The organism is Streptomyces tardus (genome assembly GCF_018101125.2).
Taxonomy (GTDB): domain Bacteria; phylum Actinomycetota; class Actinomycetes; order Streptomycetales; family Streptomycetaceae; genus Streptomyces; species Streptomyces tardus.
In genome coordinates this window covers 2,653,248-2,678,759 of the sequence record NZ_JAELVF020000001.1, presented here as the reverse complement: position 1 = coordinate 2,678,759, position 25,512 = coordinate 2,653,248, and the positions used below count along the sequence as shown (strand labels likewise).

The following is a 25,512-nucleotide window of genomic DNA, read 5'->3' as shown; positions in this document are numbered from 1 at the left end:
CCACCAGCGCTTTCGACCTCCCCGCCCGTCGGGCCGCCAAGTCCGACCCCGCCCTGATCGCCGGGGACGAAAGCCACTTCGAGGCCATCGAGGCCACGCTGCAGCGCTCCGTCGCCGAGCTGGGCGACCAGCTGGACACCGCCCGCAGGGCGCCGGGCGGCGCGGGCCGTTCGGCGATGGACCGCGACATCGAGGTGTACCGGCTGACCGCCCGGCTGCGTACGCTGCAACGCTTCGGGCTCGATCTCTGCCTCGGCCGGATGGTCGGCGCGGACGACGGGGAGCCCCTGTACGTCGGACGGCTCGGGCTGACCGACGGCGACGGCCACCGGCTGTTGATCGACTGGCGGTCGCCGGCAGCCGAGCCCTTCTTCGGCGCCACCCACGCCCGTCCGATGGGCCTGCGCAGCCGGCGCCGCTACCGCTGGACCCGCGGCCGGATCAGCGACTACTGGGACGAGGTCTTCACCGCGGACGGATTCGAGGGCCACGCCGCCCTGGACGACCAGTCCGCCTTCGTCGCGAGCCTCGGCGGGGCGCGTTCGCCGCGGATGCGCGATGTGCTCGGCACCATCCAGGCCGACCAGGACGCCGTCATCCGCGCCGGTTCGCGCGGAGCGCTGGTCGTCGACGGCGGTCCCGGCACGGGCAAGACGGTGGTCGCGCTGCACCGCGCCGCCTACCTCCTGTACTCCGACCCCCGGCTCGGCCACCGGCGCGGCGGAGTGCTGTTCGTGGGGCCGCACCAGCCGTACCTGGATTACGTCGCCGACGTGCTGCCGAGCCTCGGAGAGGAGGGCGTACAGGTATGCACTCTGCGCGATCTGGTGCCGGAGGGCGGCGGGGCAGTGCCCGAACCCGACCCGGAAGTGGCCGGGTTGAAGTCCTCGGCCGAGCTGGTGCGGGCCGTCGAACCCGCCGTCCGCCTCTACGAGGAGCCGCCGAAGGAGGGCCTGGAGATCGAGACCGAGTGGTCCGAGCTGTGGGTCGGCCCCGCGGACTGGGCAGTGGCGTTCGAGACCGCGGGCCGGGGCGTCCCGCACAACGAGGCGCGCGAGCCGATCCTCGACGAGCTGGTCGCGCTGCTCGTCGAGAAGGACGGGAGCGACGCACCTCCCGAGGCGCTGCGTGCGTCGCTGACCCGCAACCGGGAGCTGCGCGGCGCGCTCGCCCGCGCCTGGCCGCTGCTGGCCCCCACCGACCTGGTCGGCGACCTGTGGACCGTACCGGCCTACCTCCGGATGTGCGCACCGGGCCTCGCGCCCGAGGACGTACGGAAGTTGCAGCGGCCGGACGCCCAGGCCTGGACGGATTCCGACCTGCCGCTGCTGGACGCGGCCCGCCGACGCCTCGGCGACCCGGCCGCCTCCCGTCGCCGAAAGGTGCAGCAGGCCGCAGCCGCCGCCGAACGGGCGCGGATGGCCGATGTCATCGACAGCATCATCGAGGCCGACGCCGACGGGGAGGGCGCGGTGACGATGCTGCACGGACAGGATCTGCGCGACTCACTGGTCGACGACGCGGCCGTGCCGGACGCCGAACGGGACCTGCTCGCCGGCCCGTTCGCCCACATCGTGGTGGACGAGGCGCAGGAACTCACCGATGCGCAGTGGCAGATGCTGCTGCAGCGCTGCCCTTCGGGAAGCCTCACCGTCGTCGGCGACCGCGCCCAGGCCCGGCGCGGTTTCGTCGAGTCCTGGCAGGAACGGCTGGGCCGGGTCGGCCTCGACCGGGTGCGCCAGACGTCGCTGACCATCAACTACCGCACGCCGAAGGAGATCATGGCGGAAGCCGAACCGGTCATCCGCGCCGCCCTCCCGGACGCCAACGTGCCCACCTCCGTCCGCGGCAGCGGCGTTCCCGTACAGCACGGGACGGTCGGCGAACTCCACACGATCGTGGCCGACTGGCTCGCGGAGAACGAGGAGGGCACCGCCTGCGTCATCGGCGATCCGACGCACCCGGACGGGCCGCGCGTACGGTCGCTGACACCGGAGTCCGCCAAGGGGCTGGAGTTCGACTTCGTCGTACTCGTCGAACCGGAGCGCTTCGGCCCGGGCACCGAGGGCGCCGTGGACCGCTACGTCGCCATGACCCGCGCCACCCACCGCCTCGTCCTCCTCGACAACGGGCCCGCCAGCCGACCGTAACCGGCGCCGCCAACGAGCCTTCGACGTGAGCGGGGACACTTTTGCAAGCAGGCGCTTGCAAAAGCTAGCAAGGTTGGGGCACGGTAAGGGCATGGCTTCACTTCACCCCGGCGACATCGGCGAGTTCCTGCGGGAGCAGCGGCGCAACGCCCAGCTCTCGCTGCGGCAGCTCGCCGACGCGGCCGGGGTGTCGAACCCCTACCTCAGCCAGATCGAGCGGGGCCTGCGCAAGCCGAGCGCGGACATCCTCCAGCAACTCGCCAAGGCGCTGCGGATATCCGCCGAGACCCTGTACATCAGGGCCGGAATGCTCGACGAGCGCGACCGGGAAGAGGTCGAGGTCACGGCCGCGATCCTCGCCGACCCCTCGATCAACGAGCAGCAGAAGCAGGCGCTGCTCCAGATCTACGCCTCGTTCCGCGCACAGAACGAGGCCGGCGCCGCCGAGTCGGCCGACGGGCCGACTCGGCACGAAAGTGCCGCGAAGTCGCCCACCACCGCGGGCGGTTCCGGCCCGGCGTCCGGGCCGGACGCCGGCTAGCCCGGTCGGAGAACGACAGCGGCACGGCACGGGCACGAGGCGGACAACTGCACACGGCGCGCGGCGAACCGGCCGAGTCGGCGCGGCCACGGCTGTACGACCGCACCGGCGGCCCGGCGAAAGACGGCCGCACGTCAGCACGACGGGACGGGTACGCCAGCACGTCAGGTACGACCGAGCACGACGCACGGCAAGACACACACGGTCACACGGCACACCACGGCAACACAGCCAGCGAGCTGTCCGGGAGGAACCACAGATGCCCAGCACCACCGACTTCCGCAAGACCCTCACCGACCCGACTCCGCTCTACTTCGCCGCCGGTGTGATCGACAAGGTCCGCGCCGAGGCCCCCGAGCGCATCGCGCAGGTGCGGGCGACCGACCCCAAGGCCGTGCAGGAGCGCGTCCAGGGCGCTCTGGCCAATCTGGACGCCGACCTCAGGAAGCTGCGCGACCAGGCTCAGCACTTCGCGCTCCAGGGCGTCGGGTACGCCGCCGAGTACGCGGTGAAGGCCAAGGAGGGCTACGACTCCCTCGCCGAGCAGGGCAAGAACGCGGTGGAGAACTGGCGCGACCAGGGCACCGCCGACTCGGTCACCTACGAGACAACCATCGAGCGCGAGCCGGTGACGGTCGCCGACAAGGGCGCCGCGTCGCAGGACCGTGCCGAGGCGAAGGCCACGCCCCGGAGCAGCACCGCCACGAGCACCACCACCAACAGCAGCACCGCCAAGAGCACCTCGAAGGCCGCGCCGAAGAGCACTGCCAAGACCTCGGCCGCGTCTTCCGCCGCCTCCTCGAACGGCGTGTCTGCGAGCACCTCCGACTCCGGCACCAGTGGGAGCCGGAAGACCACCGCGAAGAAGTCGGCGCCCCGCAAGTCCGCGGCCCCGAAGTCCAACTCCTGACGGAGCACGGCGCGAAGCCGACAACCGAAGAGCAGAAGCGGGGCCGGGCAAAGCAGGTGTTTGCCCGGCCCCGTCTGCGAGTAGCGTGGACGTAACGTACGCACGTTTCTGTGAGCAGGGTGGTGGCCGGAGTGCTGTTGCAGGGATTCGACAACCTGTTGTTTTTCGTCTATCTGGCGATGCTGGTCATGGCCATCTTCTGCCTGGTGGACTCCCTGCTGCGGCGGGATGACACCTTCGTCGCCGCGGACAAGAAGACCAAGAGCTTCTGGCTGATCATCATGGGTGTGACGGTGGCCGTGCACCTGTTCATCCCGTTCTTCTTCCTCAAGATCATCGGCCTGATCGCCAGCATCGTCTACATCGTCGACGTGCGCCCCGCGCTCATCCAGGTCGGCGGCGGACCCGCCGGCGGACGCAGGGGCAGCAGCAGCGACGGTCCGTACGGCCCGTACAACGGCGGTCGCTGACACGGCGGTTCAGGCCCGGGCCCGGCCCGTGCGACAGCCGGGGACGGCAGCTCGCACGGCAGCCGGGCCCCTGCGTTTTCAGCGACCGGCCGGCAGGCGACCGGCCGCCACCTGTCGGCGCGCGGGGCGACCCGCCTCCGATGGGCCGGCCCGTAGCGGCCCGGTCGATCAGCCGGTCGGCCGGTCAGTCGTCGCCGGTTCCACGGCCGGGGACTCGGCCCAGGAGCAGTACCGCGAGATCGTCGGACTGCTCCCCGCCGTTGAGGCGGCAGACGTCGCCGACCAGCCCGTCCAGGAACTCCTGGCCGCGCCGACCCTCGGTGACGCCCCGCCCGACGAGGCCCAACATCCCGTCCTGGCCCAGGCGTTCGCCCGCCGGCCCGGTACGGCCCTCGATCAGCCCGTCGGTGTAGAGCAGGAGGCTCCACTCCTCGCCGAGCCGCACCCGGGTGTGCGGCCACCGCGCCTGCGGCAGCAGCCCGAGCGCCGGTCCGGCGAGGTCCTCGCGCAGCAGCCGCGGCCCGCCCTCGGCGTTGGCCAGTACGGGCGCCGGGTGCCCGGCGAGCCAGACCGTGGCCTCCGTCTCCTGCGGCGCGATGTCGACCATGCACAGGGTCGCGAAGATCTCGTCGCTGGCGCGCTCGTGCTCCAGCACCCGCTGGAGGATGCCGAGCAGCTCCGCCCCGAGGATGCCCGCGAAGACCAACGCACGCCAGGCGATGCGGAGTTCGACGCCGAGCGCCGCCTCGTCCGGGCCGTGTCCGCAGACATCGCCGATGACCACGTGGACCGTGCCGTCGGCGGTGCGGACGGTGTCGTAGAAGTCGCCGCCGAGCAGGGCCCTGGAGCGGCCCGGCCGGTAGCGGGAGGCGAAATCCAGTCCGCTGCCGTCCAGCAACGGGGTGGGCAGCAGCCCGCGTTCGAGCCGCGCGTTCTCCTGGGCGCGCAGCCGGGACTCGGAGAGCTGGCGCTGGGCGAGGTCGGCCCGTTTGCGTTCCACGGCGCAGCGGATGGCGCGGGTGAGCAGGCGGGAGTCCAACTCGTGCCGGAACAGCTGGTCCTGTGCCCCGATCCGTACCGCCTCCGCGGCGCGGTCCGCGTCGTCCTCGCCGGTCAGCACGAGTACCGCCTGACGCGGCGCCATCCGCAACACCTCGCGCAGCACGTCGAGATCGCCGGTGGCGAGGTCGAGGAGGATGCAGTGGACGTCGTCGGTGAGCAGCCGTGCGGCCTCGGTGAGGTTGCGCGCGGTACGGACCCGTACCCGGCTGCCGCCCTCGCCCTCGGTGTGCAGCAGGTCGGGCAGCGAAGCGGCGCCCGAGGGGTCGCCCTCGATCACCAGCAGCGTCTCCGCCTGGCGGGGCAGCAGGCCGGACGCGGTCGGCGGCCGGGTGTCGGCCTCACCGGGCCACGGATCCCGGTCGTGGCCGCCCGTCGGGGCCGGGACCAGGGCGGGAGCGCCCGCTCCGGGAACGCCGCCCGCGCCGGGAGCGCCCGCGGCGTCGCCCTCCGTCGCCGAGGCCGGGCCGGGGGCTCCGTCGCCGGGCACGGTGCGTGCCGTCCGGTCCTTCCGTGTGCCGGGAGCACCCGGCACGTCGCCGCCTGCTGACAGGGGCATCGCGCTGTCCTCTTTCCCTCCCCCGAGGGCACAGGCACCCGGCTCGTCGCGGGTGCCTCGTTCATCCTGGGGGACCATACCGGCCGAAGCGCCGCCGGTGGAACGGCCGCGCGCATCGTTTGCGGCACACAGCGGGGGCATATGCCGATGATCGACCGCAGGTCGCCCGGCGCCGACCCGCCCGGAACCTGCCGGCGGGAGGGGCAGCCGTACGTGCTTCCTGCGGAGGAACGGCGGCGCGGCCGGCTACGCGTCGGGTCGGACGATGCCCTTGATCGGCAACGCCCCCACGCCCTCCACACGTATCTGACGGCCGGTGCGCGGCGCGTGCACCATGGTGCCCTCGCCGACGTACATGCCGACGTGGCTGGCGTCGCCCTTGTAGATGATGAGGTCACCGGGCCGCATCGAGGTCAGCTTCACCCGGTCCAGGCCGGCCCACTGCGCCTGCGAGGTACGGGGTATCCGCAGGCCCGCCGACTCCCAGGCGCGAAGGGTGAGACCGGAGCAGTCGAAGGTGCCGGGGCCCGTCGCGCCCCACTTGTAGTCCTTGCCGATCTGGTCGAGCGCGAAGGCCAGCGCCCGTTTGCCCTTCTTGGAGGCCTTGGCGGTGATCTCCTCCAGCACGCCGCTGCGCAGCCACTCCAGCTGTCGGCGGTGGGCCGCGTCGTCCTCCAGGTCGAGCAGCAGCTCGCGCTCCTCCTCGGCGAGGTCCGCCTCCAGCTTCTCGGCCTTCTTCAGCTTGGCCTGGATCTCCTTCTTCGCCGAGGCGCGCTTCTTGCGTCCCGCCTCCAGCTTCGCCCAGTGCTCGGCGGCCTTCTTGGCCGAGCCCCGGAGCGACTTCTGGGTGCTGTCCAGCCGGTTGATGACGCCCTTGGTCGCCTGCTGGCCCTTGTACAGCAGGCCGACCGAGCGCAGGAACTTCTCGGGGTCGCGTTCGAGGGTGAAGCGGCTGCTCACCGGCAGGCCGACACCGCGGTACTGGGCCCTGGCCATCGCACCCGCGCGGTTGCTGAGGTTCTGCAGCCGGCCCTCGTTGTTCTCGATCTTCCGGGCCAGGTCGGCGATCGCCTTCTCCTGCTTCTTCACCTTCACCGCGGCGGCGTTGTACGCATCGGTCGCCGAGCCGGCCTGGTCGTGGAGCTTGTCGATCTCCTTGCGGACCTTCTCGAGCCGCTTCGCCAACTCGGGGTCGATCTCCACCGGTTCGTCGGTGCCATCGGCTTCGTCGGAGCCGGAGCCGGACCCGCCGTCGCCGTTCTCCGGATCGTCGGCCGGAGGGCTCGGGTCGCGGGTGCCGGGGGACGGCGAGGGCTCCGCGTACGCGACCCCTCCCGCCGGGACCAGAAGTACGGTCAGAGCGCAGACCAGGACTGTCCCCCTGCGGATCACCGACGGCTCCCCTCCCCGTGGCGGGGGCGACGGCGCGACAACCCCCGCGCGGATCGTGTCACGCCGCAGCAGAATCCGACAGGGACGACTGTGGACCGCGACAGTTCCGGGACAAAGGCACGCAGCGTCGTACACGAGCACCCGAAGACCCGATGCCGTACCGCGACCGAGGCAACTGCACCGTCCGCCGAGGTTCACCTCGCGTTCACTCTCGACGGTCGGCGGCTTCACTTGATCTGCCTAATTTCGGCAGTACGGAGTGCGCGTCACGCGCTTGCAGCGACGTTCACGCCCCCTAGCTGATGAATGAGCACCCAGGACCGCGAGGTCCGACCCACTCAATATCGTCCGCTTGCCGTCCCCACTCGGCGGGCTCAGGAAGGAACTGAACCAAGTGAAGCTCCAGCGCAAGAACCGGCTTCGCGCCCTGTCTGTCAGCGCTCTCGCGGTCACCAGCGCCCTGGTGCTGTCCGCCTGCGGTTCGGACGACAACACCGGGGGCGACGGCTCCGAGGGCGGCCAGAAGGACGCCGGGGCCGCGGACATCAAGTGTGACGGCGACGGCAACCTCATCGCCTCCGGCTCCAGCGCGCAGAAGAACGCGGTGGACGCCTGGGTCCAGGCCTACCAGCAGGCGTGCTCCGGCACGAAGATCAACTACAAGGCCACCGGATCCGGCGCGGGCATCCAGGAGTTCCTCCAGGGCAAGACCGCGTTCGCCGGTTCGGACTCGGTCCTCAAGGAGGACGAGGTCGAGCAGTCGGCCAAGGTCTGCAAGTCCGGCAAGGCCGTCAACCTGCCGCTGCTGGCCGGCCCGGTCGCCATCGGCTACAACCTCTCCGGCGTGGACGACCTCGTCCTGGACGCCTCGACCCTCGCCAAGATCTTCGACTCCAAGATCACCAAGTGGGACGACGCGGCCATCAAGAAGCTGAACCCCGACGCCGACCTGCCCTCGACCAAGATCCAGGCGTTCCACCGCTCGGACGAGTCGGGCACCACCGACAACTTCACCAGCTACCTGGCCGCCGCGGCGTCGGGCGACTGGAAGCACGAGCCCGGCAAGGCGTGGGCCGCCAAGGGCGGTCAGTCCGCCGACGGTTCCGCCGGCGTCGCCAGCAACGTCAAGCAGACCGAGGGCGCCATCGGCTACTTCGAGCTCTCCTACGCCACCGGCAACAACATCCCGGCCGTCCAGCTCGACACCGGCGCCGGCGACCCGGTCGAGGCCACGGTGGAGAACTCCTCCGCCGCCGTCTCCGCCGGAAAGATCGTCGGCAAGGACGGCGACCTCGCCATGGAGCTGGACTACGCGACCAAGGAAGAGGGCGCGTACCCGATCATCCTGGTCACCTACGAGATCGCCTGCGACAAGGGCAACAAGGCGGAGACGCTGCCCGCCACGAAGTCCTTCCTGAAGTACGCGGCCAGCGAGGACGGCCAGAAGGTCCTCGCCGACATCGACTACGCGCCGATGCCCGAGGAGATCATCACCCAGGTCCGCAAGGCCGTCGACAGCCTGGCCTGACCCGACCGGTCGGGGGCCGTCAGCCCACAGCCCGCTGACGGCCCCCGCGCCACGCCGCGCGGCAGTCCGCGGCCTCCGCGCCCGCCACGCACAACCCCCACCACCCATCCGGTGCACCGCCGCCAGAGTCCGCCGCACTTCCCCGTCGGCGAGGCTCGCACCAGACCGGAGAAACCATGGAAACTGGCTCCACCAAGACCACCCCGCCGCCGGGCTCGCAGGATCCGGCGGCCGAGGGCGGTCCCAAGTCCGCCAAACGTCCCGGCGACCGGATCTTCCTCGGCCTGTCCAAGGGATCCGGAATCGTCCTGCTCGCGATCATGGCCGCGATCGCCGTCTTCCTGACCTGGCGCGCCGTGATCGCCCTCGGCGAGAACGAGGGCAACTTCCTCACCACCTTCGAGTGGAGCGCCAACAGCGATCCGCCCGTGTTCGGCATCGCGGTACTGGCCTTCGGCACCATCGTGAGCTCGATCATCGCGATGCTCCTGGCCGTCCCCGTCGCCGTCGGCATTGCCCTGTTCATCTCGCACTACGCCCCGCGCAGGCTGGCCGGTCCGCTGGCCTACGTGATCGACCTGCTCGCCGCCGTTCCCTCGATCGTGTACGGCCTGTGGGGCGCGCTCTTCCTGGTCCCCCACCTGGCCGGCCTCTACGAGTGGCTGGACGACTACCTCGGCTGGACCGGGATCTTCGAGTACGGCGGCGGCGCCCCGCGCTCGCTGTTCACCGTGGGCATCCTGTTGGCGATCATGATTCTGCCGATCGTCACCAACGTCTCCCGCGAGGTCTTCAAGCAGGCCCCCAAGATGCACGAGGAGGCCGCCCTCGCACTCGGCGCCACCCGCTGGGAGGTCATCCGGATGTCGGTGCTGCCCTTCGGCCGCTCCGGCGTCATCAGCGCCGCGATGCTCGGCCTGGGTCGCGCGCTCGGCGAGACGATGGCCGTCGCCACCGTGCTCTCCCCGAGCTTCGTCATCCACGCCTCGCTGCTCGACCCGGGCGGCGGCACCTTCGCGCAGAACATCGCCGCGGCGTTCAAGGAGGCAGGTGACATGGGCCGGAACGCTCTGATCGCCTCCGGCCTCGTCCTGTTCGTCATCACCCTGGTGGTCAACGGCGCGGCCCGACTGATCATCGCCCGCCGCAAGGAGTACTCGGGGGCCAACGCATGAGCAACACCGTTATGGACAAGCCCCCCGTGAACTCGCCGCTGCCGCCCACCACGCTCAAGCAGCCGAGGCTGCCGCGCTGGGCGCCCGTCGGGATCGCGCTGGTCTCCGTCGGCCTGGGAGTGGGCCTCGGCCTGGTGGCCGGCTGGGAGAGCCGGGTGCAGTGGGGCCTGATCGCCGCACTGCTCTACCTGTTGATCACCTACGTCCTCACCACCACCATCGAGGGCAAGCGACAGGCCAAGGACCGGTTCGCCACCAGCCTGGTGTGGACGTCCTTCCTCGTCGCCATCGTCCCGCTGGCGTCGCTGATCTGGGAGACGATCGCCCGCGGTTCCAAGGTGGTCGACGGCTACTTCCTCACCCACTCCATGTTCGGCGTGCCGAACATGTCCGAGGGCGGCGGCATCTACCACGCCCTGATCGGCACCCTCCAGCAGGTCGGCATCGCCACGCTCATCTCGGCGCCGATCGGCCTGCTGACCGCGATCTACCTGGTCGAGTACGGCACCGGCAAGCTCGCCAAGGCCGTGACCTTCTTCGTCGACGTGATGACGGGCATCCCCTCGATCGTCGCCGGTCTCTTCGTCCTCAGCTTCTGGATCATCATCCTGGACTTCGGCTACAGCGGGTTCGCCGGTGCGATGGCACTGTCGATCCTGATGATGCCGATCGTCGTCCGGTCCACCGAGGAGATGCTCAAGCTCGTACCGAACGAGCTGCGCGAGGCGTCCTACGCGCTCGGCGTCCCCAAGTGGCGCACCATCCTCAAGGTCGTGCTGCCGACCGCCATCGGCGGCATCACCACGGGCGTGATGCTGGCGGTGGCCCGTATCGCCGGTGAGACCGCCCCGGTCATGCTGCTGGTCTTCGGCTCGCCCTCGATCAACACCAACCCCTTCGAGGGTGAGCAGTCCTCGCTGCCGTACTACATCTTCGAGCAGTGGGGCGCGGGCAACGACCCCAGCTACGACCGCGCCTGGGGCGCGGCCCTCGTGCTGATCGCCCTGGTGATGATCCTCAACCTGGCCGCCCGCGGGATCGCCCGCTGGAAGGCACCCAAGACCGGCCGCTGACCGGCCACGAAGAAGCAGAAGTGAGTGATTGACATGGCCAAGCGCATCGACGTCAGCGGCCTGACCGCCTTCTACGGCAGCCACCGGGCCATCGACGACATCTCGATGACCGTCGAACCCCGCTCCGTGACGGCCTTCATCGGCCCGTCCGGCTGCGGCAAGTCCACCTACCTGCGCACCCTGAACCGGATGCACGAGGTCACCCCCGGCGGTCGCGTCGAGGGCAAGGTGATGCTGGACGGCGAGAGCCTCTACGGACCCGGTGTCGACCCGGTGGCCGTACGGCGCACCATCGGCATGGTCTTCCAGCGGCCGAACCCCTTCCCCACGATGTCCATCTACGACAACGTCGCCGCCGGGCTGAAGCTCAACGGTCTGACCAAGAAGTCCGAACTGGACACGGTCGTGGAGAGGTCCCTCAGGGGAGCCAACCTCTGGAACGAGGTCAAGGACCGGCTCAACAAGCCCGGTTCGGGCCTCTCCGGCGGTCAGCAGCAGCGGCTGTGCATCGCCCGCGCCATTGCGGTCGAACCGCAGGTGCTGCTGATGGACGAGCCCTGCTCGGCGCTCGACCCGATCTCCACCCTGGCGATCGAGGACCTGATCGGTGAGCTGAAGGACCAGTTCACGATCGTCATCGTGACGCACAACATGCAGCAGGCCGCGCGCGTCTCGGACCGCACGGCGTTCTTCAACCTCGCGGCCATCGGCCAGCCCGGCAAGCTGATCGAGATCGACGACACGGAGCGGATCTTCTCCAACCCGTCCGTCCAGGCCACCGAGGACTACATCTCCGGCCGCTTCGGCTGAGTGGTCCCGCGACCGCCGGTCGCTCACACGTCTGCGGTGCTGCATGGCGGTGCCACCGCAGGCAGAGGGCCCGCCCCCGTTCGATCCGGGGGCGGGCCCTCGTGTGCACCGGCACGCGGTGCGGTGCCTGTGGCGTGATGCGGGCGGGCGTCAGCCGAAGGCGAGGTTGACGATCCAGAAGCTGACGGCGGCGACCGCCGCGGCAGCGGGCATGGTGATGAACCAGCCGGCGACGATGTTCTTGGCGACGCCCCAGCGGACCGCCTTCACCCGCTTCGTGGCGCCGACACCCATGATCGCCGAGGTGATCACATGCGTGGTCGAGATGGGCGCGTGGAACATGAAGGCGCTGGTGTACATCACCGAGGCCGCCGTCGTCTCCGCGGCGAAGCCCTGCGGCGGGTCCAGCTCGATGATCCGCCGGCCCAGGGTGCGCATGATGCGCCAACCACCCGCGTACGTACCGGCCGAGAGCATCAGCGCGCAGGCGATCTTCACCCATGTCGGGATCGCGTCGCCCTCCTCCTCGACGCCGGCGATGACCAGCGCCATCACCACGATGCCCATCGTCTTCTGGGCGTCCTGGAGACCGTGCCCCAGCGCCATTCCGGCGGCGGAGACGGTCTGGGCGATGCGGAAACCGCGCTGGGCCTTGTGCGGGTTGGCGCGGCGGAAGATCCACATGATCGCCGTCATCACCAGATAGCCGATCAGCAGACCGACCAACGGGGAGAGGAACATCGGAATGACGACCTTCTCCAGCACGCCGGACCAGTAGACGGTGCTCGAACCGGCCAGCGCCGCACCGACCATGCCGCCGAAGAGCGCGTGCGAGGAGGACGACGGCAGGCCGAAGTACCACGTGATCATGTTCCAGGTGATCGCCCCCGCCAGTGCGGCGAAGAGGATCATCATTCCCGTGGAGCCCGTCGGCGTCGCGATCAGGCCCTCACTGACCGTCTTGGCGATGCCGCTGCCCATGAACGCGCCCGCGAGGTTCATCACCGCGGCCATCGCCAGCGCGGCCCGGGGGGTCAGGGCGCGGGTGGAGATGGAGGTGGCGATGGCGTTCGCGGAGTCGTGAAAGCCGTTGGTGTACGTGAAGAAGAGCGCGACGCCGATGACGACGACGAGAGCGAGGGTGTCCACAGCGGGTCAGGACTCCTTGACGGCGATGGTCTCCACCGTGTTCGCCACGTGCTCGAACGCGTCGGCGGCCTCCTCGAGGACGTCCACGATCTGCTTGAGCTTCAGCACCTCCATGGCGTCGTACTTGCCGTTGAAGAGGTACGCGAGCAGCTTGCGGTGGATCTGGTCGGCCTGGTTCTCCAGGCGGTTGACCTCGATCCAGTACTCGGTGAGGTTCTCCATGGTGCGCAGCTGCGGCATCGCGTTCGCGGTCAGCTCGGCGGCACGGGAGAGCACCTCGATCTGCTGCTCAACTCCCTTGGGGAGCTTGTCGATCTGGTACAGCACGACCAGGTCGACGGCCTCCTCCATGAAGTCCATGATGTCGTCGAGCGACGAGGCCAGCCGGTAGATGTCCTCGCGGTCGAAGGGCGTGATGAAGGAGGAGTTGAGCTGGTGGAAGATCGCGTGGGTCGCGTCGTCCCCCGCGTGCTCCGCCGCCCGCATCCGTTCGGCGATCTCGGCGCGCGCGGAGACGTCCGCCCCGAGCAGTTCCATCAGGAGCTTGGAGCCTGTCACGATGTTGTCCGCGGAGGCCGCGAACATGTCGTAGAAGCTCGTCTCCCTGGGGGTCAGACGAAAGCGCACTGGATTTCCTCGGGGTGCATGGGCGTTGGTTGCGTCGATGCTAGGCGCATCATCCAGCCACTGCGAAGTGGCGTTCCCCAGTGTCACCCATCGCATCCGCGGGAGACCACGGGCCCCGACGTACCGGATCGGCGACGGACCGCGAATCGGTACCATATACCCAGCTGGGGTATATCCCCAGGAGTTGACCCCAGGAGTACCCATGACGACCACCGAGCCCGAGAGCGCCGCGAACGCGGGGAGCGACGCCCCGGCCGCCTGCCACCGGGCCCCAACCACCGCTCCCGCAGGGCCACATGGGTACACCGCGAACAAGGACGCGCACCTCAAGAGGTTGCGCCGGATCGAGGGCCAGGTCCGCGGCCTGCAGCGCATGGTCGACGAGGACGAGTACTGCATCGACGTGCTGACCCAGGTCTCCGCCTCGACCAAGGCGCTCCAGTCCTTCGCGCTCCAACTCCTGGAGGAGCACCTGCGACACTGCGTCGCCGACGCGGCCACCAAGGGTGGCGAGGAGATGGACGCCAAGGTGGCGGAAGCCACAGCGGCGATCGCCCGCCTGTTGCGCACCTGACCTGCCCGCCGGAAGGCGTTCGATGACTCTGTGCGCATATTCGACAACAGTGGGTCGCCGGGCGTGAGTTGGGGCACACGCTCATCGGATACTGGCCACCCGGCATTCACCCCAACCCCGCCCCGACCCCGCTCCCGCCAGCCCGCGGGCAACGGCGAACCCGAGGTCGGCGCGACGAGAGCGCGCCGCACGCCGCTCGTCCGCCGGGGCTCAAGTCGGCCGAAAATCGCCCCCTCGGGAACCTCCCGCGGCAGCCGGCATCAGCGGTCGGCGCCGCCGGTGCGCTCTCCGGCGAGCAGCACCTCGTCTATCCGGTCCCGGCTCAGCCGCTCCTCCGGCTCGGCCGCGGCGGCGATGATCAACTCCCCGTACAGCTCTATCTCGGCGAGCGCCTCGTGCTCGTACGGGTTGTACTCCTCCCCCGACGCGGCCGATACAGCCGTCCCTGTCGACGCAGCCGCCCCGGCCGACGCGGTTGTCGCAGCCCTCCCGGCAGTCCCGGACGGCGCCACGGCGGCCGTGAGGCCGGTCGGCGCACCCGACCCGAAGGGGGTGAACACCCTTGCCGGCGAACCGTGTTGTCCCACCCTGTACCCCCTCGACCTCTGTGCGCGGTGCCACCACACGCACCCCGTGCACCGGCATACGCCCCGGACTGCCCGACGAGCGGCGCCGGGACGCGGGCGGGCGCCTCCCCTGGCGGGCATGCCGGTTTCCCAACCATCAGAGTAGGAAGGTCCGATCCCTGCCCGCACGGCTTTCGGGGTTATCGATGCCCGCGTTGCCCGTTCCGTCCGGGTTCGACAGCCTGACCGTCGGCCTCGGAGGCCATGATCCGCCCGGTGTAGATGTCCGCCCGGCGCGGCATGTCCACCCGCACCGGAGTACCGAAGCCGTACAGCACGGTGGTCGAGTCGACCCGTACCCCTCTGCCCTCACTGTTGTCGAAGACGAACTCGTGACGGACCTTCCTCGGCCGCCCCTCGCTGTCCAGATAAGCGTCGAAAGGGACGAGAGTGGACGAGAAGCCCTTGGCAGCGGCGGTGAGCTGGGCCCGCATCGGGGCGGTCGCACGCCTGGCCGCGGCGACGAGATCCGTGGTGCCGCGGTAGTGCCGCACTCCGACTCCGTCGAGATCCAGACTTCCGACGTAACTCACCCCGCCGGCGCCGCGCAGCAGCTCGGTGGCGCTCAGCGGATCGGTGACGCCGCCGGTGACCAGATTGCCGTCACTCAGCTCCGAGGTGTCCACCCGTACCCACTTGTCCGCGGGGACACCGGCGCCGCGGTTCTTCATGTACAGCAGACCGGGCTTGATCACCTCCGTCACCGGAAGGCGGCCCGCGTCCGGCAGGACGACCGTCAACTCCCCCACTCCCGCGCGGTAGTCGAAGCCGCCGGTGGCGCGGATCGTCAGCCGGGTGCCGCCGCTGTCCATCTCCATCGCCGTACGGGCCCGGGAGCTCCCGGTGCGGACCAGAACGTCCGCGGCGGAGCGGATCGCTTCCGTCGCCTCGGACGTCCCCGAGCCGTCCGAGGTCCTCGGCGACGGAGCGGCGACCGGTGCCGCGTCGCCGCGCGGGCCTCCGCCGCCCTGCCCGGTGCACGCCGTCACCGTCAGCACGGCGGCCAGCACGAGGGCCAGCACGGCAGCCGGGACGGCGGTCGCGACCGTCCCCGGACGCGACCGGGGCCCGACCGTCCGGCTCGTATTCGCCCGTCCGACCATCGCAGAAGTCCCCCCAGCCGACCGTACGCACCTCACGAGCGGCCTAACGAGGGGTCGGGCGGACCGTCACGTTCCGGCCACTGTGCCGCCCGGTACCGTGGGGACGTGCCCCAGGAGCCCGACCGGTCGGAGTTGACTGTGCCCTCCGAGCATCAGCTCGCCACCGCGGAGAACGGCCCGTTCACCCACGCCTGCTGCAGCTGCGGCTGGCGCGGCCCCGCCCGGCGCGCCCGGTCCAAGGCGCGGGACGACGCACAGGAGCACGTCGGCACCTTCTGACCCGCCCCCCCCCTGTACGGAGCACGCGACACCGGTCCGTACCCGGCCGGCGTTGCGGAGCACAGTCCGGGACCCGGCACCGCGCGGGGGCTCGCTGCGGGCACCGCACGCCACGACGGGCACGGGGACGAGACAGCTGTGACGAGCAGCGCGCCGCGGGTGCGGTGCGCTGCTCGTCACAGGTGCGCTCGGCACGGCGGCGCCGCGTTGCGCCGCGAATGCGCTACGGACGCGGGCCGGTCAGTGGTTCCGTCAGACGACGGCGTCGCGGTGCTTCTCCGACGCCGACCTGCCCTCCGTGCCTTCGCCGCCACGGCTGCGCGCACGCACACCCCGCCGACCGCGGCCGGACCGGCCCCCGCCGGCCGGACGGTCCGCGGAATCCGCCGTCGGGGCCTCGTCGCCGTGCAGCTCGCCGCCGCCCTGGCCCCCGTCCTCGCCGGAACGGACGCGGGCGGCCTCCGCACGCGGGCAGGTGATCAGCCAACCGCCGCGCGGCGAGGCGGCAACAGCCCGGGTGAGCGGGGTGAGCAGCATCAGCGCGAGCGGTGCCAGCAGCAGCACCACGGCCGTACCGAGCGCCACCCCGCCGACCACGTCGGTCGGGTAGTGGACGCCGGCGTAGATCCGGCCGAAGCCCTGGAAGAGGGCGAGCAGTATCGCCACCGCGCCCCAGCGGCGGTTGACCATGAAGATGCCGACCGCCAGTGCCATGGTGAGCGCCGAGTGGTCGCTGACGAAGGACCACCCGCCCTTGCCCTCGACCAGCACGTTCAGATCGGGGTGGTCGACCAGCGGGCGCGGTCTCTCGACCAGCTCGCGGATCGGGTAGTTGGCCGCGTACGCGGCGACGGCGCCGAGCGGCGCCCAGAGCAGGCCGGCGACCGCCGTGACGGAGCCCGGCCGCTGTCGTGCGGTCCACCAGGTCCACAGGCCGAGGGCCATGAGACCGAAAATAACGCCGTACTCGCTCATGAAGCCCAGTACGGAACTGACCCACTCCGGGGTCTGCTCCGACCAGCCGTTGACGCGGTACAGCAGGTCGACGTCGGGGTCTTCCCAACCAGCCATGTGACGACCCGTGCCCTTCACACCTTGTTACGCGTACAGCCGGTACGCGCGTCCGACCCCCGTGATTGAGCGTGGCGGTGGTCCCGCGCCACGTACTGGCAACGGAACGGCCTCGTCCGACGTTCCGCCGCCGCCGGAAGATCACCCGGATGTTACTGAAGGGTGACACGTACATTGTCCGGTCGACACTGCTGTCCAGTCCGGCCGGGTGACGTCCTCACACGGCCGGCTGCCCTCATGCAGCGGGACTGTCCCGCGTCAACCGGCAGTTGGCCGGGTGGCGCCGAAGTAGTCCGGTGTGTCGATCGGATCGAAGCGGATGACCGCTCCTGTGTACGGTGCGTCGATCATATAGCCGCCGCCGACGTAGATGCCCACGTGATGGATCTGCCGACTGTCCTTCAGGTCGTGGCTGAAGAAGACCAGGTCGCCCGGGAGCAGTTCGTCGCGGGCGGGATGCGGCCCGGTGTTCCACTGGTCGTTGGCGACGCGGGGGATCTCGACACCGACGTCGGCGTACGCGGCCCTGGTCAGCCCGGAGCAGTCGAAGCGGCCGTTGTCGCCCGGTCCTCCTTCGCCACCCCACAGGTACGGGGTACCCAACTTCCCCTGCGCGTAGTCGATGGCGCCCGCTGCCTTCTTGGAGGGATCGACCCGCGAGGTCGGTGCCGCGAAGCTCTTCTCGCCCTCGCGGATGACCTTCACGTAGTTCTGCGTCTCCTTGTAGGGCGGTATGCCGCCGTACTTGATGACCGCGTAGGAGCCGGCGTTGTAGGCGGCCAGCATGTTGTCCGTGTTGTCGCCGGGGACGTCATCCACGTATCCGGCGATCTTGCAGTCGTAGGAGGCCGCGGAGGGGATCGCGTCCTCCGGGTCCCAGACGTCGGCCTTGCCGTCCTTGTTGGCGTCCATCCCGTGCGCCGCCCAGGTGCCCGGGATGAACTGGGCTATGCCCTGCGCCTCGGCGGGCGACTGGGCACGCGGGTTCCAGCCGCTCTCCTGGTACAACTGTGCTGCCAGCAGCGCCGGGTTGATGGCGTCACAGAGGTTTCCCCACTTCTGGACCAGCGAAGAGTACTGAGCGGGAACGGAGTTCTTCGCCAGTGCGACCGACTTCCCGCCGCCTCCGCCCAGTTGGGTGGCGGCACTGTACGTGCCCACCACGAGCAGCGCCATGAACCCGAGCACCATCGTGAAGCCGACCCCGGTCGCCACCCACATCTTCCGCACCCCCCAACCATCCCATCTCGTGGCAGAATTCAAGAAGGGTTACTCATATGAGAGGGCCTCGGACACGGTCGGCCCCGGTCGGCCGTCCGGACCTGACGGACACCCAACGAACCTTTCTGGGGCGGTGAGTTCACATGTTTCTGGCGGCTGACGAAGGCGACATCAACACCATCATCGGCGGAATCGCCCCCGACTGGGGCCCGTTCGGGTCACTCGGCACCGAGGCGCGCGTGATGATCGAGGTGGTGATGGCGATCGCCATCCTCATCTGTCTGGGCATAGCGATCTGGGGCGCGGCCAAGCAGCGCATCGGCGCCACGGCCCTGCGCGACACCTTCAGCGCCGAGCAGGGCAAGGGCCTGATCGTCGCTGGCCTGGCGGGTGTGTTCATCATCGGTTCACTCGGCACCGTCTTCACCATCGTCTACGGTATGGCCGTATAGCTGACCTTCTGTCACCTCTGGTGCGTCGGCGGCATTTGGGCCACGGGGGTTGTGTCCGGCCCGTCCGTACACCCGAGGACTTCCCGCGCCGAACGGAGCACAACGCCGTGCAGATCGTGAACCCGGCTCTCGACGACTACCTCAACGACCACAGCAGCCCGGCCGACGAGCTGCTGCGGGACCTCGCCGAGGAGACCAGGAGGGCGCTGCCGGACAGCGCCCGGATGCAGGTCTCCCAGGACGAGGCCGCGCTGCTGACCATGCTCACTCAGCTCACCGGCGCCCAACTCGCCGTCGAGGTCGGCACGTTCACCGGCTACTCGTCCATCGCGATCGCCCGGGGGCTGGCGCCGGGCGGCCGGCTGATCGCCTGCGACGTCAGCGAGGAGTGGACCTCGATCGCCCGCCGCTACTGGGAGCGGGCCGGTGTCGACGAGCGCATCGACCTCCGGATCGCGCCGGCCGCCGACACCTTGCGCGCGCTGCCGGCCCAGGAGACGGTGGACTTCGCGTTCATCGACGCGGACAAGGTCGGATACCCGGTGTACTACGAGGAGTTGGTCACCAGGCTCCGGCCCGGCGGGCTGATCGCGCTGGACAACGTGCTTCAGGGCGGGCTCGTCGTGGACGAGAGCGACCAGAGCGAATCCGTGCGGGCGATCCGTGCCGTCAACGACACCATCGCGGCGGACGAGCGGGTCAGCTGCGCGATGCTGCCGGTGCGCGACGGCGTGACACTCGTCCGCAAGCTCTGACGACGGGCCCGGCCCGCACGCGCAGGACGCACGCGCAGGACGCGCCGTACGCACGCGCCGTGCGAGCCGGACGGGCTGCGGGCGCCGGTGGTGCGTCCGTAGCCTGGGCTCATGACGACGCCACCCGAACCGGGCGCGCTGGAGTGGATCCGCGCCTCCGGGGACCCCTCGCAGGAGTGCTTCGAAGTCGCCGCGGGTGAGGGCGGGTTGATCCACATCCGGCAGAGCGACGAGCCCGAGCGGATCGTGACGACGACCAGGGCCAAGTGGCGCGCCTTCGTACTCGGCGTGCACAACGACGAGTTCGACCACTTCGTCCGGGAGGCGCCCCGGGAGACGGAGGGGGACCGGGACAGCGGGGCGCACGCGGACGGGAGTTGAGGCCGGCGGGCCACCCGACGAGGACGCCGACGATTTTACGGTTCCATTAAGATCCCGCACATGCGAATCACTCGAACACTCGTCGGCGCCGTGGCTGTCGCTGTACTGGCGGTCGGCTGCGGAGGAAGCGGGTCCGGGGACGGCACCGAGCCCGGCGGGAACACCGCTTCCGGCTCCGGCGGAGTGGACGAGGGCGACGACTCGCAGACGGACGGCGGCGAGAGCGAGGAGCTGCCGGTCAAGATCGACGCTCCGGTGGAGGAGTTGCTGGAGGACCGCCCGAAGATCAACCCCGAGCCGCCCCGGGACGCCTCGGAGACCGAGCGGGTGGTGCACGACCTGCGCGAGAAGACGCTGGCCATGGCCGGGGTCGAGGGCAGGACGGCGGGCTCCTGCGCGGGCGGGGACGTCACCATGAAAGCCGGCGCCACCACCACCTGCACCGTGACCTACGAGGGCCTCAAGGTCCCCTGGGAGGTCACCATCAGCGACAGGTACGAGCCGGGCAGCTTCGTCTTCACTTACCAGGCGAAGCCTCAGATGGGTCTGCTGACTGCCAAGGGCGTCGGCGGCGAGTTCTTCAAGCAGCAGAACCGGCGCGGCGTCGACCGGGTGCAGTGCAGCGAGATCCCGGACGCCGAGCTCGTCGAGCTCAACATCCAGACCGAGCACCGCTGCCAGTACCCCCTCGACGAGGACGGCGAGGAGCGGTGGAGCGTGCGCGCGGTGGAGGTCCAGCCCTCGGGGCTGAGCTTCGGCCTGCCCCGGGACTGAACCGCCCCGCGCAACCGCGGCAAGACGCTTCCGCAAGTTTCGGCAGCCGGCAGCAGCGCGGCAGCCCCGCAGCCGACTGCGGCCGTCGGTGCGCGAGTTGCCCCCGCCCGTGTGTCGGCGGGGGCAACTGCGGGGCTCAGCCCCGTTGCGGATTCGGGCGTGCGTGGGGGTGCGGCCCGAAGGGGTGGCAGGACCTTGCGTCCGCCGGGGAGAGCGGGGTCACGAGTTGACCAGGCTCATGTAGAAGTCCCAGTCCCAGTTGGGTCCGGGATCGGTGTGGTCGTTGCCGGGCACCTCGTGGTGGCCGACGATGTGCTCGCGGTTCTTGGGGATGCCGTGCTTGTCCGCGAGGTGCTTGGTCAGCGCGGCCGAGGACCGGTACATGGCGTCGGTGAACCACGCCGGGTCGTCGACGAAGCCCTCGTGCTCCAGGCCGATCGAGTACGGGTTGCCGCCCCGCGCGTGCCATCCGGTGTCGGCGTCGCGCACCATCTGGGTGACCTCTCCGTCCTGGGAGCGGATCACGTAGTGCGCGCTGACCTGGGCCTCGGGGTTCTGGAACCAGCTGATGGTGCCGGCGTACGAGCCCTGGGTGACGTGGACGACGACCGTGGAGATCGCGGCCGTACGGCCCTTGGTGTAGTTGCCGGCGTTGGCCGGGACCCAGGCGGCCGGCGGGTAGTCCTCGCTCGCGGCACCCACGCCGTGCGGCCGGACGTCGGCCAGTTCACCGCGTTCGGGGCTGACCTCGCGCGGGGTGACGGTGACCTTCTCGCCGCCCTGGACGTCCGCGGCGATGCCGTCGGAGAGCAGCTCGTAGACGGTGTCCGCGTAGAGACGCGCCGTCGAGTCGTCCTCCGCACCGCCGTAACGGGCCACGGAGGTGTACCAGTTGTGGACGCCGTCGCGCTCCTCGGCCTTCAGGCCCTGGGTGTCGGCGTAGTCGCGCAGGACGGCGGCGGCACCGAGGATGTTCGCCTCGCTCTCGCCCCGGAGGTCGGCGAGCGGCTCGCCTGTGAGGTCGGCGGCCTCCTTCAGCGTGGCGTGGCCGGGGTTGCTGACCAGGTGCATGACGCCGTAGCCGTTCGCGTGGCTGGGCTTGCCGGCGTGGTCGTTGAGCCGAGTCTCGCCGTAGCCGACCGCGACCAGCAGATCGCGCGGTACGTCGTACCTGTCCGCCGCGTCGGTGAAGGCGGCGGACAGGGGCCCGCGCTCGGAACCGGTTTCGGCGGGGGCTGCGCCGGCCAGGTTTCCGGTGGCGACCAGCGCGGTGGCGGCCAGACCGCCGAGGACCGGGATGACCACTCGCTTCCTCAGCGAGGGGTTGCGCACGGTGCGTCGTGACATGTCTCCTCCGTTTTCCACTCGGGGCCGACGGCGCAACCTGCGGACGGTTTACGCGCGTTGACCTCTACGACGGTGCGGGTAACGACGTGTACACGTCAACCATGGGTGCAGAAAACACTGGAGTGGCAACGGGGCACCGGGGCCGGCCGACGGCACGGGCGGAGCACGGCGCGCCACTCAGACAAGCACAGCCGCGATCACCAGCAGCGCAGGCACGGACAGGATCGTCGAGACAAAGATGGAGTCCCGCGCCAACAGCACCCCGGTGCCGTAGCGGCTGGCGTGCACGAAGATGTTCTGCGCGGTCGGCAGCGCCGCGATCACCGTCACCGCCAGTACGCCGGCCTGGTCGAGGTCGAGAACGTAGCGTGCCAGCAGGAAGGCGACGAGTGGCTGCACCACGACCTTCAGCAGCACGATGACCGCCACCTCGGGCGCGTGGGTGCCGCGCCCGGGCAGCGGGCCCAACCGCAGCGATATCCCGTACGCGATCAGCATCGCCGGGATCGCCATGCCCGCCACCAGCTCCAACGGGTCCTGGACCGGGGCCGGGAGGCTCAGGTCCAGCACCGAGAGCAGCACGCCGATCGCCGAACCGATCAGCAGCGGGTTGGTCAGCGGCCGGCGCACGATCGTCCGCCAGGAGTGCGGCCCCTCACTGGTGGCGATGTCCAGCACCGTCAGGCCCAGCGGCTGCATCAGCAGCAGCTGGATGAGCAGCATCGGCGCGATGAGGGCGGCGTCGCCGAGCACGTAACCGGCGATCGGCAGCCCGAGGTTGCCCGCGTTCACGTACGCGGCGGAGAACGCGCCGATCGTCGTATCGGCCGCGTTCCGCTTCCACACCAGCCGGGCCAGCAGGATCTGCGCCACCCCGACCACCAGCACGCTCCCGATGGAGGCCAGCAGTGGCGAGGAGAGAACGTCCGAGATGTCGGTGTCGGCCAGCACCGTGACCAGCAGGGCGGGGCTCGCGACGTAGAAGGCGAGGCGGGAGAGGATGTGTTGTGCGCTCTCGTCCAGCACGCGGACGTGTGCCAGCAGCAGCCCGAGCGCGACGATCGAACCGATCGTGGCGAAGCCGGTGAGCAGGCCGTTCATCGCGCCGCCGTCCCGGCGTACCGCGGACCGCCGTCAACGTACCGCTCTCCCCGTTCACCCGTACCGGTGTCGCCGCTTCGCATGCGGCGATCCTCGCAGGCCGGGGCGGTCGGCCGTCGGCCGGGCGCACCTGGTGAGACAGGGCTGCGGGCGGTGTTGGACGTTCCCGACGGAGGCGCCCTACGCTGCGGGGAGCGGACATCGGGCACGGGCACCCGTACCGGCGGACCCACGCCCCACTCCGGCACCGACCCGCTGGCGCTCTCACCCGAAGGAAGCCCGACGTGACCGAAGCAGCGACTCCTCCACCGAACGTCACCCTCAACAACGGCGTCGAGATCCCCCAACTCGGCTTCGGCACCTTCCAGATCGAGCCGGACAGGACCGGGGACGTCGTGGGGGAAGCGCTGCGGATCGGCTACCGGCACATCGACACCGCGCAGCTCTACGGCAACGAGCGGGGCGTCGGCGAGGCCGTGCGCGCCAGCGGGCTGCCCCGCGAGGACGTCTTCGTCACCAGCAAGCTGGCCAACGACGCCCACGCCTACGACGACGCCATGCGCGCCTTCGACCGGACTCTCGCCGACCTGGACATCGGCCATCTGGACCTCTTCCTCATCCACTGGCCGATGGCCGACTCCCCGGTCACCTACACCGAGACCTGGCGGGCCGTGGAGGCCATGCACCGCAGCGGGCGGGTCCGCGCGATCGGCGTGTCCAACTTCGAACCCGACCATCTGGAACGACTGATGGACAGCAGCGACACCGTCCCGGCCGTCAACCAGATCGAGGTGAACCCGTACCTGACCCAGCAGACGGTGCGCGAGTTCAACGAGAAGCACGGCATCGCCACCGAGGCATGGTCGCCCATCGCGCAGGGCCGTTCGCTCGACGATCCGGCGATCGCCGGCATCGCCGAGGAGCACGGGCGCTCCCCCGCCCAGGTCACGCTGCGCTGGCACGTCCAGCGCGGGGACATCGTCTTCCCGAAGACGACCACCCCGAGCCGGATGCGGGACAACTTCGAGATCTTCGACTTCCAGCTCTCCCCCGACGAGATGGCGCTCATCGCCGCCCTCAACCGGGACGAGCGCACCGGCCCGGCGCCGAGCGACGTCAACTGACGCACTCACACGGGCGGTTCGACGGCCTCCTCCGGGCGCGGCAGGCGCCCCGGAGGAGGCCGTCGTCTTCCGTGCGACCCCTCCCCGGGAATCAGCGCGGGGCCCGATCGCCGGACCCGGCTCGGGGCCCGATCTACGCGGGCACGGCTTGCCGGACGGCGCGGTCGCGGCGACGGTCAACTTCGAGGACGAGCAGCGCCACGAGGCACCGAGCCGGACTACCTCCACTGCGCGGTCAACTCCGCACCGCCGCCGCAGGACATGCTGACCCCCGCGTATCCTTGGCACTCGCGCGTATTCCCCTCAATTCCCCTCGCGCCGGCGCTTTTCGCCGCCCGTACGCACCAAGGGGCCCCCGCGCACCGGTCTTTACCTCCATCAGTGGTTCAACCAACGGAGAACCGGCCCGATTCGCTCTGCTACGCGGCTAATAGCCGGGCTGCTTTGTTTCAGTGCGCCAAGAAATCGGGGACATTTGTCCTTGCAGGGTTGTCGCGTACATGGCTCACTGCTTCGCTGACTGGTGCGCGGCTCGTACGCACCTCGCCGGCGTCGACAGAATCGGCGCACCCCCACACGGCGCATCGCAACGAAATACCGCGCGAATGTGACACAACGCCGAAGAAATGGGAGAGCCGAATGCACTTCCCCAGAGTGCTCCGAGGCAACAGTGTCCGACGCCGAGTTCTCGCTGCCGGTGTCGCGGCCGGTTGTGCGGCACTCACACTGACGGCCGCTGGTCCCGCCTCGGCCGCCGAACCCGCCGCCTTCGTCGCCGCCTGCCCCGCGGCCGGTGTCATCAGCCAGGGCCACCACAGCGGCCACGACGGTGTCGACATCGCCAACGAGCTCGGCACCCCGCTGCACGCGGCGGGCCCCGGAGAGGTCACCCACTCCGGCGAGGCGTCCGGCTACGGCCAGTGGATCCGCATCCTGCACCCCGACGGTGCGGTCACCGAGTACGGGCACATGTACGAGCGCTTCGTACAGGTCGGCGACCAGGTGCAGGCGGGGCAGCACATCGCCTCCATGGGCTCCGAGGGCCAGTCCACCGGACCGCACCTGCACTTCGAGGTGCACCTCGACGGCGGGTTCGGCTTCGGCGAGGACCCCGTTCCCTACCTCGGCGACCGCGGCGTTCCGCTCCCCTGCACGCCCTGAGTCCGAGTCCGCCGGACCCGCGGCCGGTGGTCGACAGCCCGCCCCACACGGACGGTTGACACCGCGCCCCGTACCCGGCCCGCATTCCCACCTCCGGAAC

The 25,512-nt window shown here is 70.2% G+C and carries 25 protein-coding genes and 1 pseudogene; 16 read left to right on the top strand and 10 right to left on the bottom strand.

All coding sequences use genetic code 11. The features are described from left to right. From helR to JGS22_RS11470, 4 genes are all read left to right on the top strand, one after another. A partial coding sequence (gene helR, locus JGS22_RS11485; protein WP_216814949.1) for an RNA polymerase recycling motor ATPase HelR occupies window positions 1–2,150 on the top strand: 2,150 nt, incomplete at its 5' end. A 91-nt stretch (window positions 2,151–2,241) separates the two neighbouring features. Then, complete coding sequence (locus JGS22_RS11480) at window positions 2,242–2,691, top strand: helix-turn-helix domain-containing protein (RefSeq protein WP_211040026.1); 450 nt, start codon at window positions 2,242–2,244, stop codon at window positions 2,689–2,691. 259 nt (window positions 2,692–2,950) lie between these two features. After that, a complete protein-coding gene (locus JGS22_RS11475) occupies window positions 2,951–3,601 on the top strand; it encodes a hypothetical protein (RefSeq protein ID WP_211040025.1) in 651 nt (216 codons plus the stop codon). Window positions 3,602–3,732: 131 nt separating this feature from the next. Next, window positions 3,733–4,071, top strand: coding sequence for a DUF2516 family protein (locus tag JGS22_RS11470; RefSeq protein ID WP_211040028.1), 339 nt, complete (start codon window positions 3,733–3,735; stop codon window positions 4,069–4,071). 184 nt (window positions 4,072–4,255) lie between these two features. On the opposite strand, the gene JGS22_RS11465 is transcribed toward JGS22_RS11470, so the two are convergent. Together JGS22_RS11465 and JGS22_RS11460 are read right to left on the bottom strand one after the other, a co-directional pair. Beyond that, on the bottom strand, window positions 4,256–5,767 hold the full coding sequence (locus tag JGS22_RS11465) for a PP2C family protein-serine/threonine phosphatase (RefSeq protein WP_372454233.1): 1,512 nt from the start codon (window positions 5,765–5,767) through the stop codon (window positions 4,256–4,258). Between the two features lie 168 nt (window positions 5,768–5,935). Beyond that, the gene (locus JGS22_RS11460) at window positions 5,936–7,081 is read right to left on the bottom strand and encodes a C40 family peptidase (protein WP_211040023.1); all 1,146 of its coding nucleotides are present in this window, start codon (window positions 7,079–7,081) and stop codon (window positions 5,936–5,938) included. 394 nt (window positions 7,082–7,475) lie between these two features. Here JGS22_RS11460 and pstS point away from each other — a divergent pair, with 394 nt between their 5' ends. The 4 genes from pstS (at window position 7,476) to pstB (ending at window position 11,667) form a co-directional block, all read left to right on the top strand. Continuing rightward, on the top strand, window positions 7,476–8,609 hold the full coding sequence (pstS, locus tag JGS22_RS11455) for a phosphate ABC transporter substrate-binding protein PstS (protein WP_211040022.1): 1,134 nt from the start codon (window positions 7,476–7,478) through the stop codon (window positions 8,607–8,609). 176 nt (window positions 8,610–8,785) lie between these two features. Further along, window positions 8,786–9,784 (top strand): phosphate ABC transporter permease subunit PstC, encoded by a 999-nt coding sequence (gene pstC / locus JGS22_RS11450; RefSeq protein ID WP_211040021.1) that lies wholly within the window; start codon window positions 8,786–8,788, stop codon window positions 9,782–9,784. Continuing rightward, complete coding sequence (gene pstA / locus JGS22_RS11445; RefSeq protein ID WP_211040020.1) at window positions 9,781–10,857, top strand: phosphate ABC transporter permease PstA; 1,077 nt, start codon at window positions 9,781–9,783, stop codon at window positions 10,855–10,857. Before pstC ends, pstA begins: the two co-directional genes overlap by 4 nt. A 33-nt stretch (window positions 10,858–10,890) precedes the next feature. After that, the gene (gene pstB / locus JGS22_RS11440) at window positions 10,891–11,667 is read left to right on the top strand and encodes a phosphate ABC transporter ATP-binding protein PstB (RefSeq protein ID WP_211040019.1); all 777 of its coding nucleotides are present in this window, start codon (window positions 10,891–10,893) and stop codon (window positions 11,665–11,667) included. A gap of 150 nt (window positions 11,668–11,817) precedes the next feature. On the opposite strand, the gene JGS22_RS11435 is transcribed toward pstB, so the two are convergent. Next, entirely contained in the window at window positions 11,818–12,816 is a 999-nt protein-coding gene (locus JGS22_RS11435; protein WP_211040018.1) for an inorganic phosphate transporter, read from the bottom strand. Between the two features lie 6 nt (window positions 12,817–12,822). Next, entirely contained in the window at window positions 12,823–13,443 is a 621-nt protein-coding gene (locus JGS22_RS11430; protein WP_211040017.1) for a DUF47 domain-containing protein, read from the bottom strand. Window positions 13,444–13,645: 202 nt separating this feature from the next. Between JGS22_RS11430 and JGS22_RS11425 the strand changes: the two genes are divergently transcribed. Continuing rightward, window positions 13,646–14,017, top strand: coding sequence for a metal-sensitive transcriptional regulator (locus tag JGS22_RS11425; protein ID WP_211040016.1), 372 nt, complete (start codon window positions 13,646–13,648; stop codon window positions 14,015–14,017). A 260-nt stretch (window positions 14,018–14,277) separates the two neighbouring features. Here JGS22_RS11425 and JGS22_RS11420 read toward each other — a convergent pair whose 3' ends face one another. Together JGS22_RS11420 and JGS22_RS11415 are read right to left on the bottom strand one after the other, a co-directional pair. Next, a complete protein-coding gene (locus JGS22_RS11420; RefSeq protein ID WP_211040030.1) occupies window positions 14,278–14,604 on the bottom strand; it encodes a hypothetical protein in 327 nt (108 codons plus the stop codon). 179 nt (window positions 14,605–14,783) lie between these two features. Next, window positions 14,784–15,665, bottom strand: a complete 882-nt coding sequence (locus JGS22_RS11415; protein WP_308405618.1) for an SCO4651 family lipoprotein — start codon at window positions 15,663–15,665, stop codon at window positions 14,784–14,786. Window positions 15,666–15,851: 186 nt separating this feature from the next. Here JGS22_RS11415 and JGS22_RS11410 point away from each other — a divergent pair, with 186 nt between their 5' ends. Then, the gene (locus JGS22_RS11410) at window positions 15,852–16,025 is read left to right on the top strand and encodes a hypothetical protein (RefSeq protein ID WP_211040014.1); all 174 of its coding nucleotides are present in this window, start codon (window positions 15,852–15,854) and stop codon (window positions 16,023–16,025) included. Between the two features lie 252 nt (window positions 16,026–16,277). Here JGS22_RS11410 and JGS22_RS11405 read toward each other — a convergent pair whose 3' ends face one another. Together JGS22_RS11405 and JGS22_RS11400 are read right to left on the bottom strand one after the other, a co-directional pair. Beyond that, complete coding sequence (locus JGS22_RS11405) at window positions 16,278–17,096, bottom strand: phosphatase PAP2 family protein (RefSeq protein WP_211040013.1); 819 nt, start codon at window positions 17,094–17,096, stop codon at window positions 16,278–16,280. 258 nt (window positions 17,097–17,354) lie between these two features. Further along, window positions 17,355–18,317, bottom strand: coding sequence for a C40 family peptidase (locus JGS22_RS11400; protein WP_211040027.1), 963 nt, complete (start codon window positions 18,315–18,317; stop codon window positions 17,355–17,357). A gap of 143 nt (window positions 18,318–18,460) precedes the next feature. On the opposite strand from JGS22_RS11400, the gene JGS22_RS11395 reads away from it, so the two are divergent. The 4 genes from JGS22_RS11395 to JGS22_RS11380 all read left to right on the top strand — a co-directional run bounded on the left by JGS22_RS11395 (window position 18,461) and on the right by JGS22_RS11380 (window position 20,679). Further along, entirely contained in the window at window positions 18,461–18,769 is a 309-nt protein-coding gene (locus JGS22_RS11395) for a DUF8827 family protein (protein ID WP_211040012.1), read from the top strand. A gap of 107 nt (window positions 18,770–18,876) precedes the next feature. Beyond that, entirely contained in the window at window positions 18,877–19,524 is a 648-nt protein-coding gene (locus JGS22_RS11390) for an O-methyltransferase (RefSeq protein ID WP_211040011.1), read from the top strand. 111 nt (window positions 19,525–19,635) lie between these two features. Beyond that, complete coding sequence (locus JGS22_RS11385) at window positions 19,636–19,905, top strand: DUF397 domain-containing protein (protein WP_211040010.1); 270 nt, start codon at window positions 19,636–19,638, stop codon at window positions 19,903–19,905. A 60-nt stretch (window positions 19,906–19,965) separates the two neighbouring features. Continuing rightward, a complete protein-coding gene (locus JGS22_RS11380; RefSeq protein ID WP_211040009.1) occupies window positions 19,966–20,679 on the top strand; it encodes a hypothetical protein in 714 nt (237 codons plus the stop codon). A gap of 228 nt (window positions 20,680–20,907) precedes the next feature. Here JGS22_RS11380 and JGS22_RS11375 read toward each other — a convergent pair. Beyond that, a pseudogene (locus JGS22_RS11375) lies at window positions 20,908–22,026 on the bottom strand (N-acetylmuramoyl-L-alanine amidase); the annotation flags it as partial. A 177-nt stretch (window positions 22,027–22,203) separates the two neighbouring features. Further along, window positions 22,204–23,127 carry an AEC family transporter gene (locus JGS22_RS11370; protein ID WP_211040007.1) on the bottom strand — a complete coding sequence of 308 codons (924 nt, stop codon included), beginning with the start codon at window positions 23,125–23,127 and terminating at the stop codon, window positions 22,204–22,206. 284 nt (window positions 23,128–23,411) lie between these two features. Between JGS22_RS11370 and JGS22_RS11365 the strand changes: the two genes are divergently transcribed. Next, window positions 23,412–24,251 (top strand): aldo/keto reductase, encoded by an 840-nt coding sequence (locus tag JGS22_RS11365; protein WP_211040006.1) that lies wholly within the window; start codon window positions 23,412–23,414, stop codon window positions 24,249–24,251. A 639-nt stretch (window positions 24,252–24,890) separates the two neighbouring features. Beyond that, window positions 24,891–25,412 (top strand): M23 family metallopeptidase, encoded by a 522-nt coding sequence (locus JGS22_RS11360; RefSeq protein ID WP_211040005.1) that lies wholly within the window; start codon window positions 24,891–24,893, stop codon window positions 25,410–25,412. The last annotated feature ends 100 nt before the right edge of the window (window positions 25,413–25,512 follow it).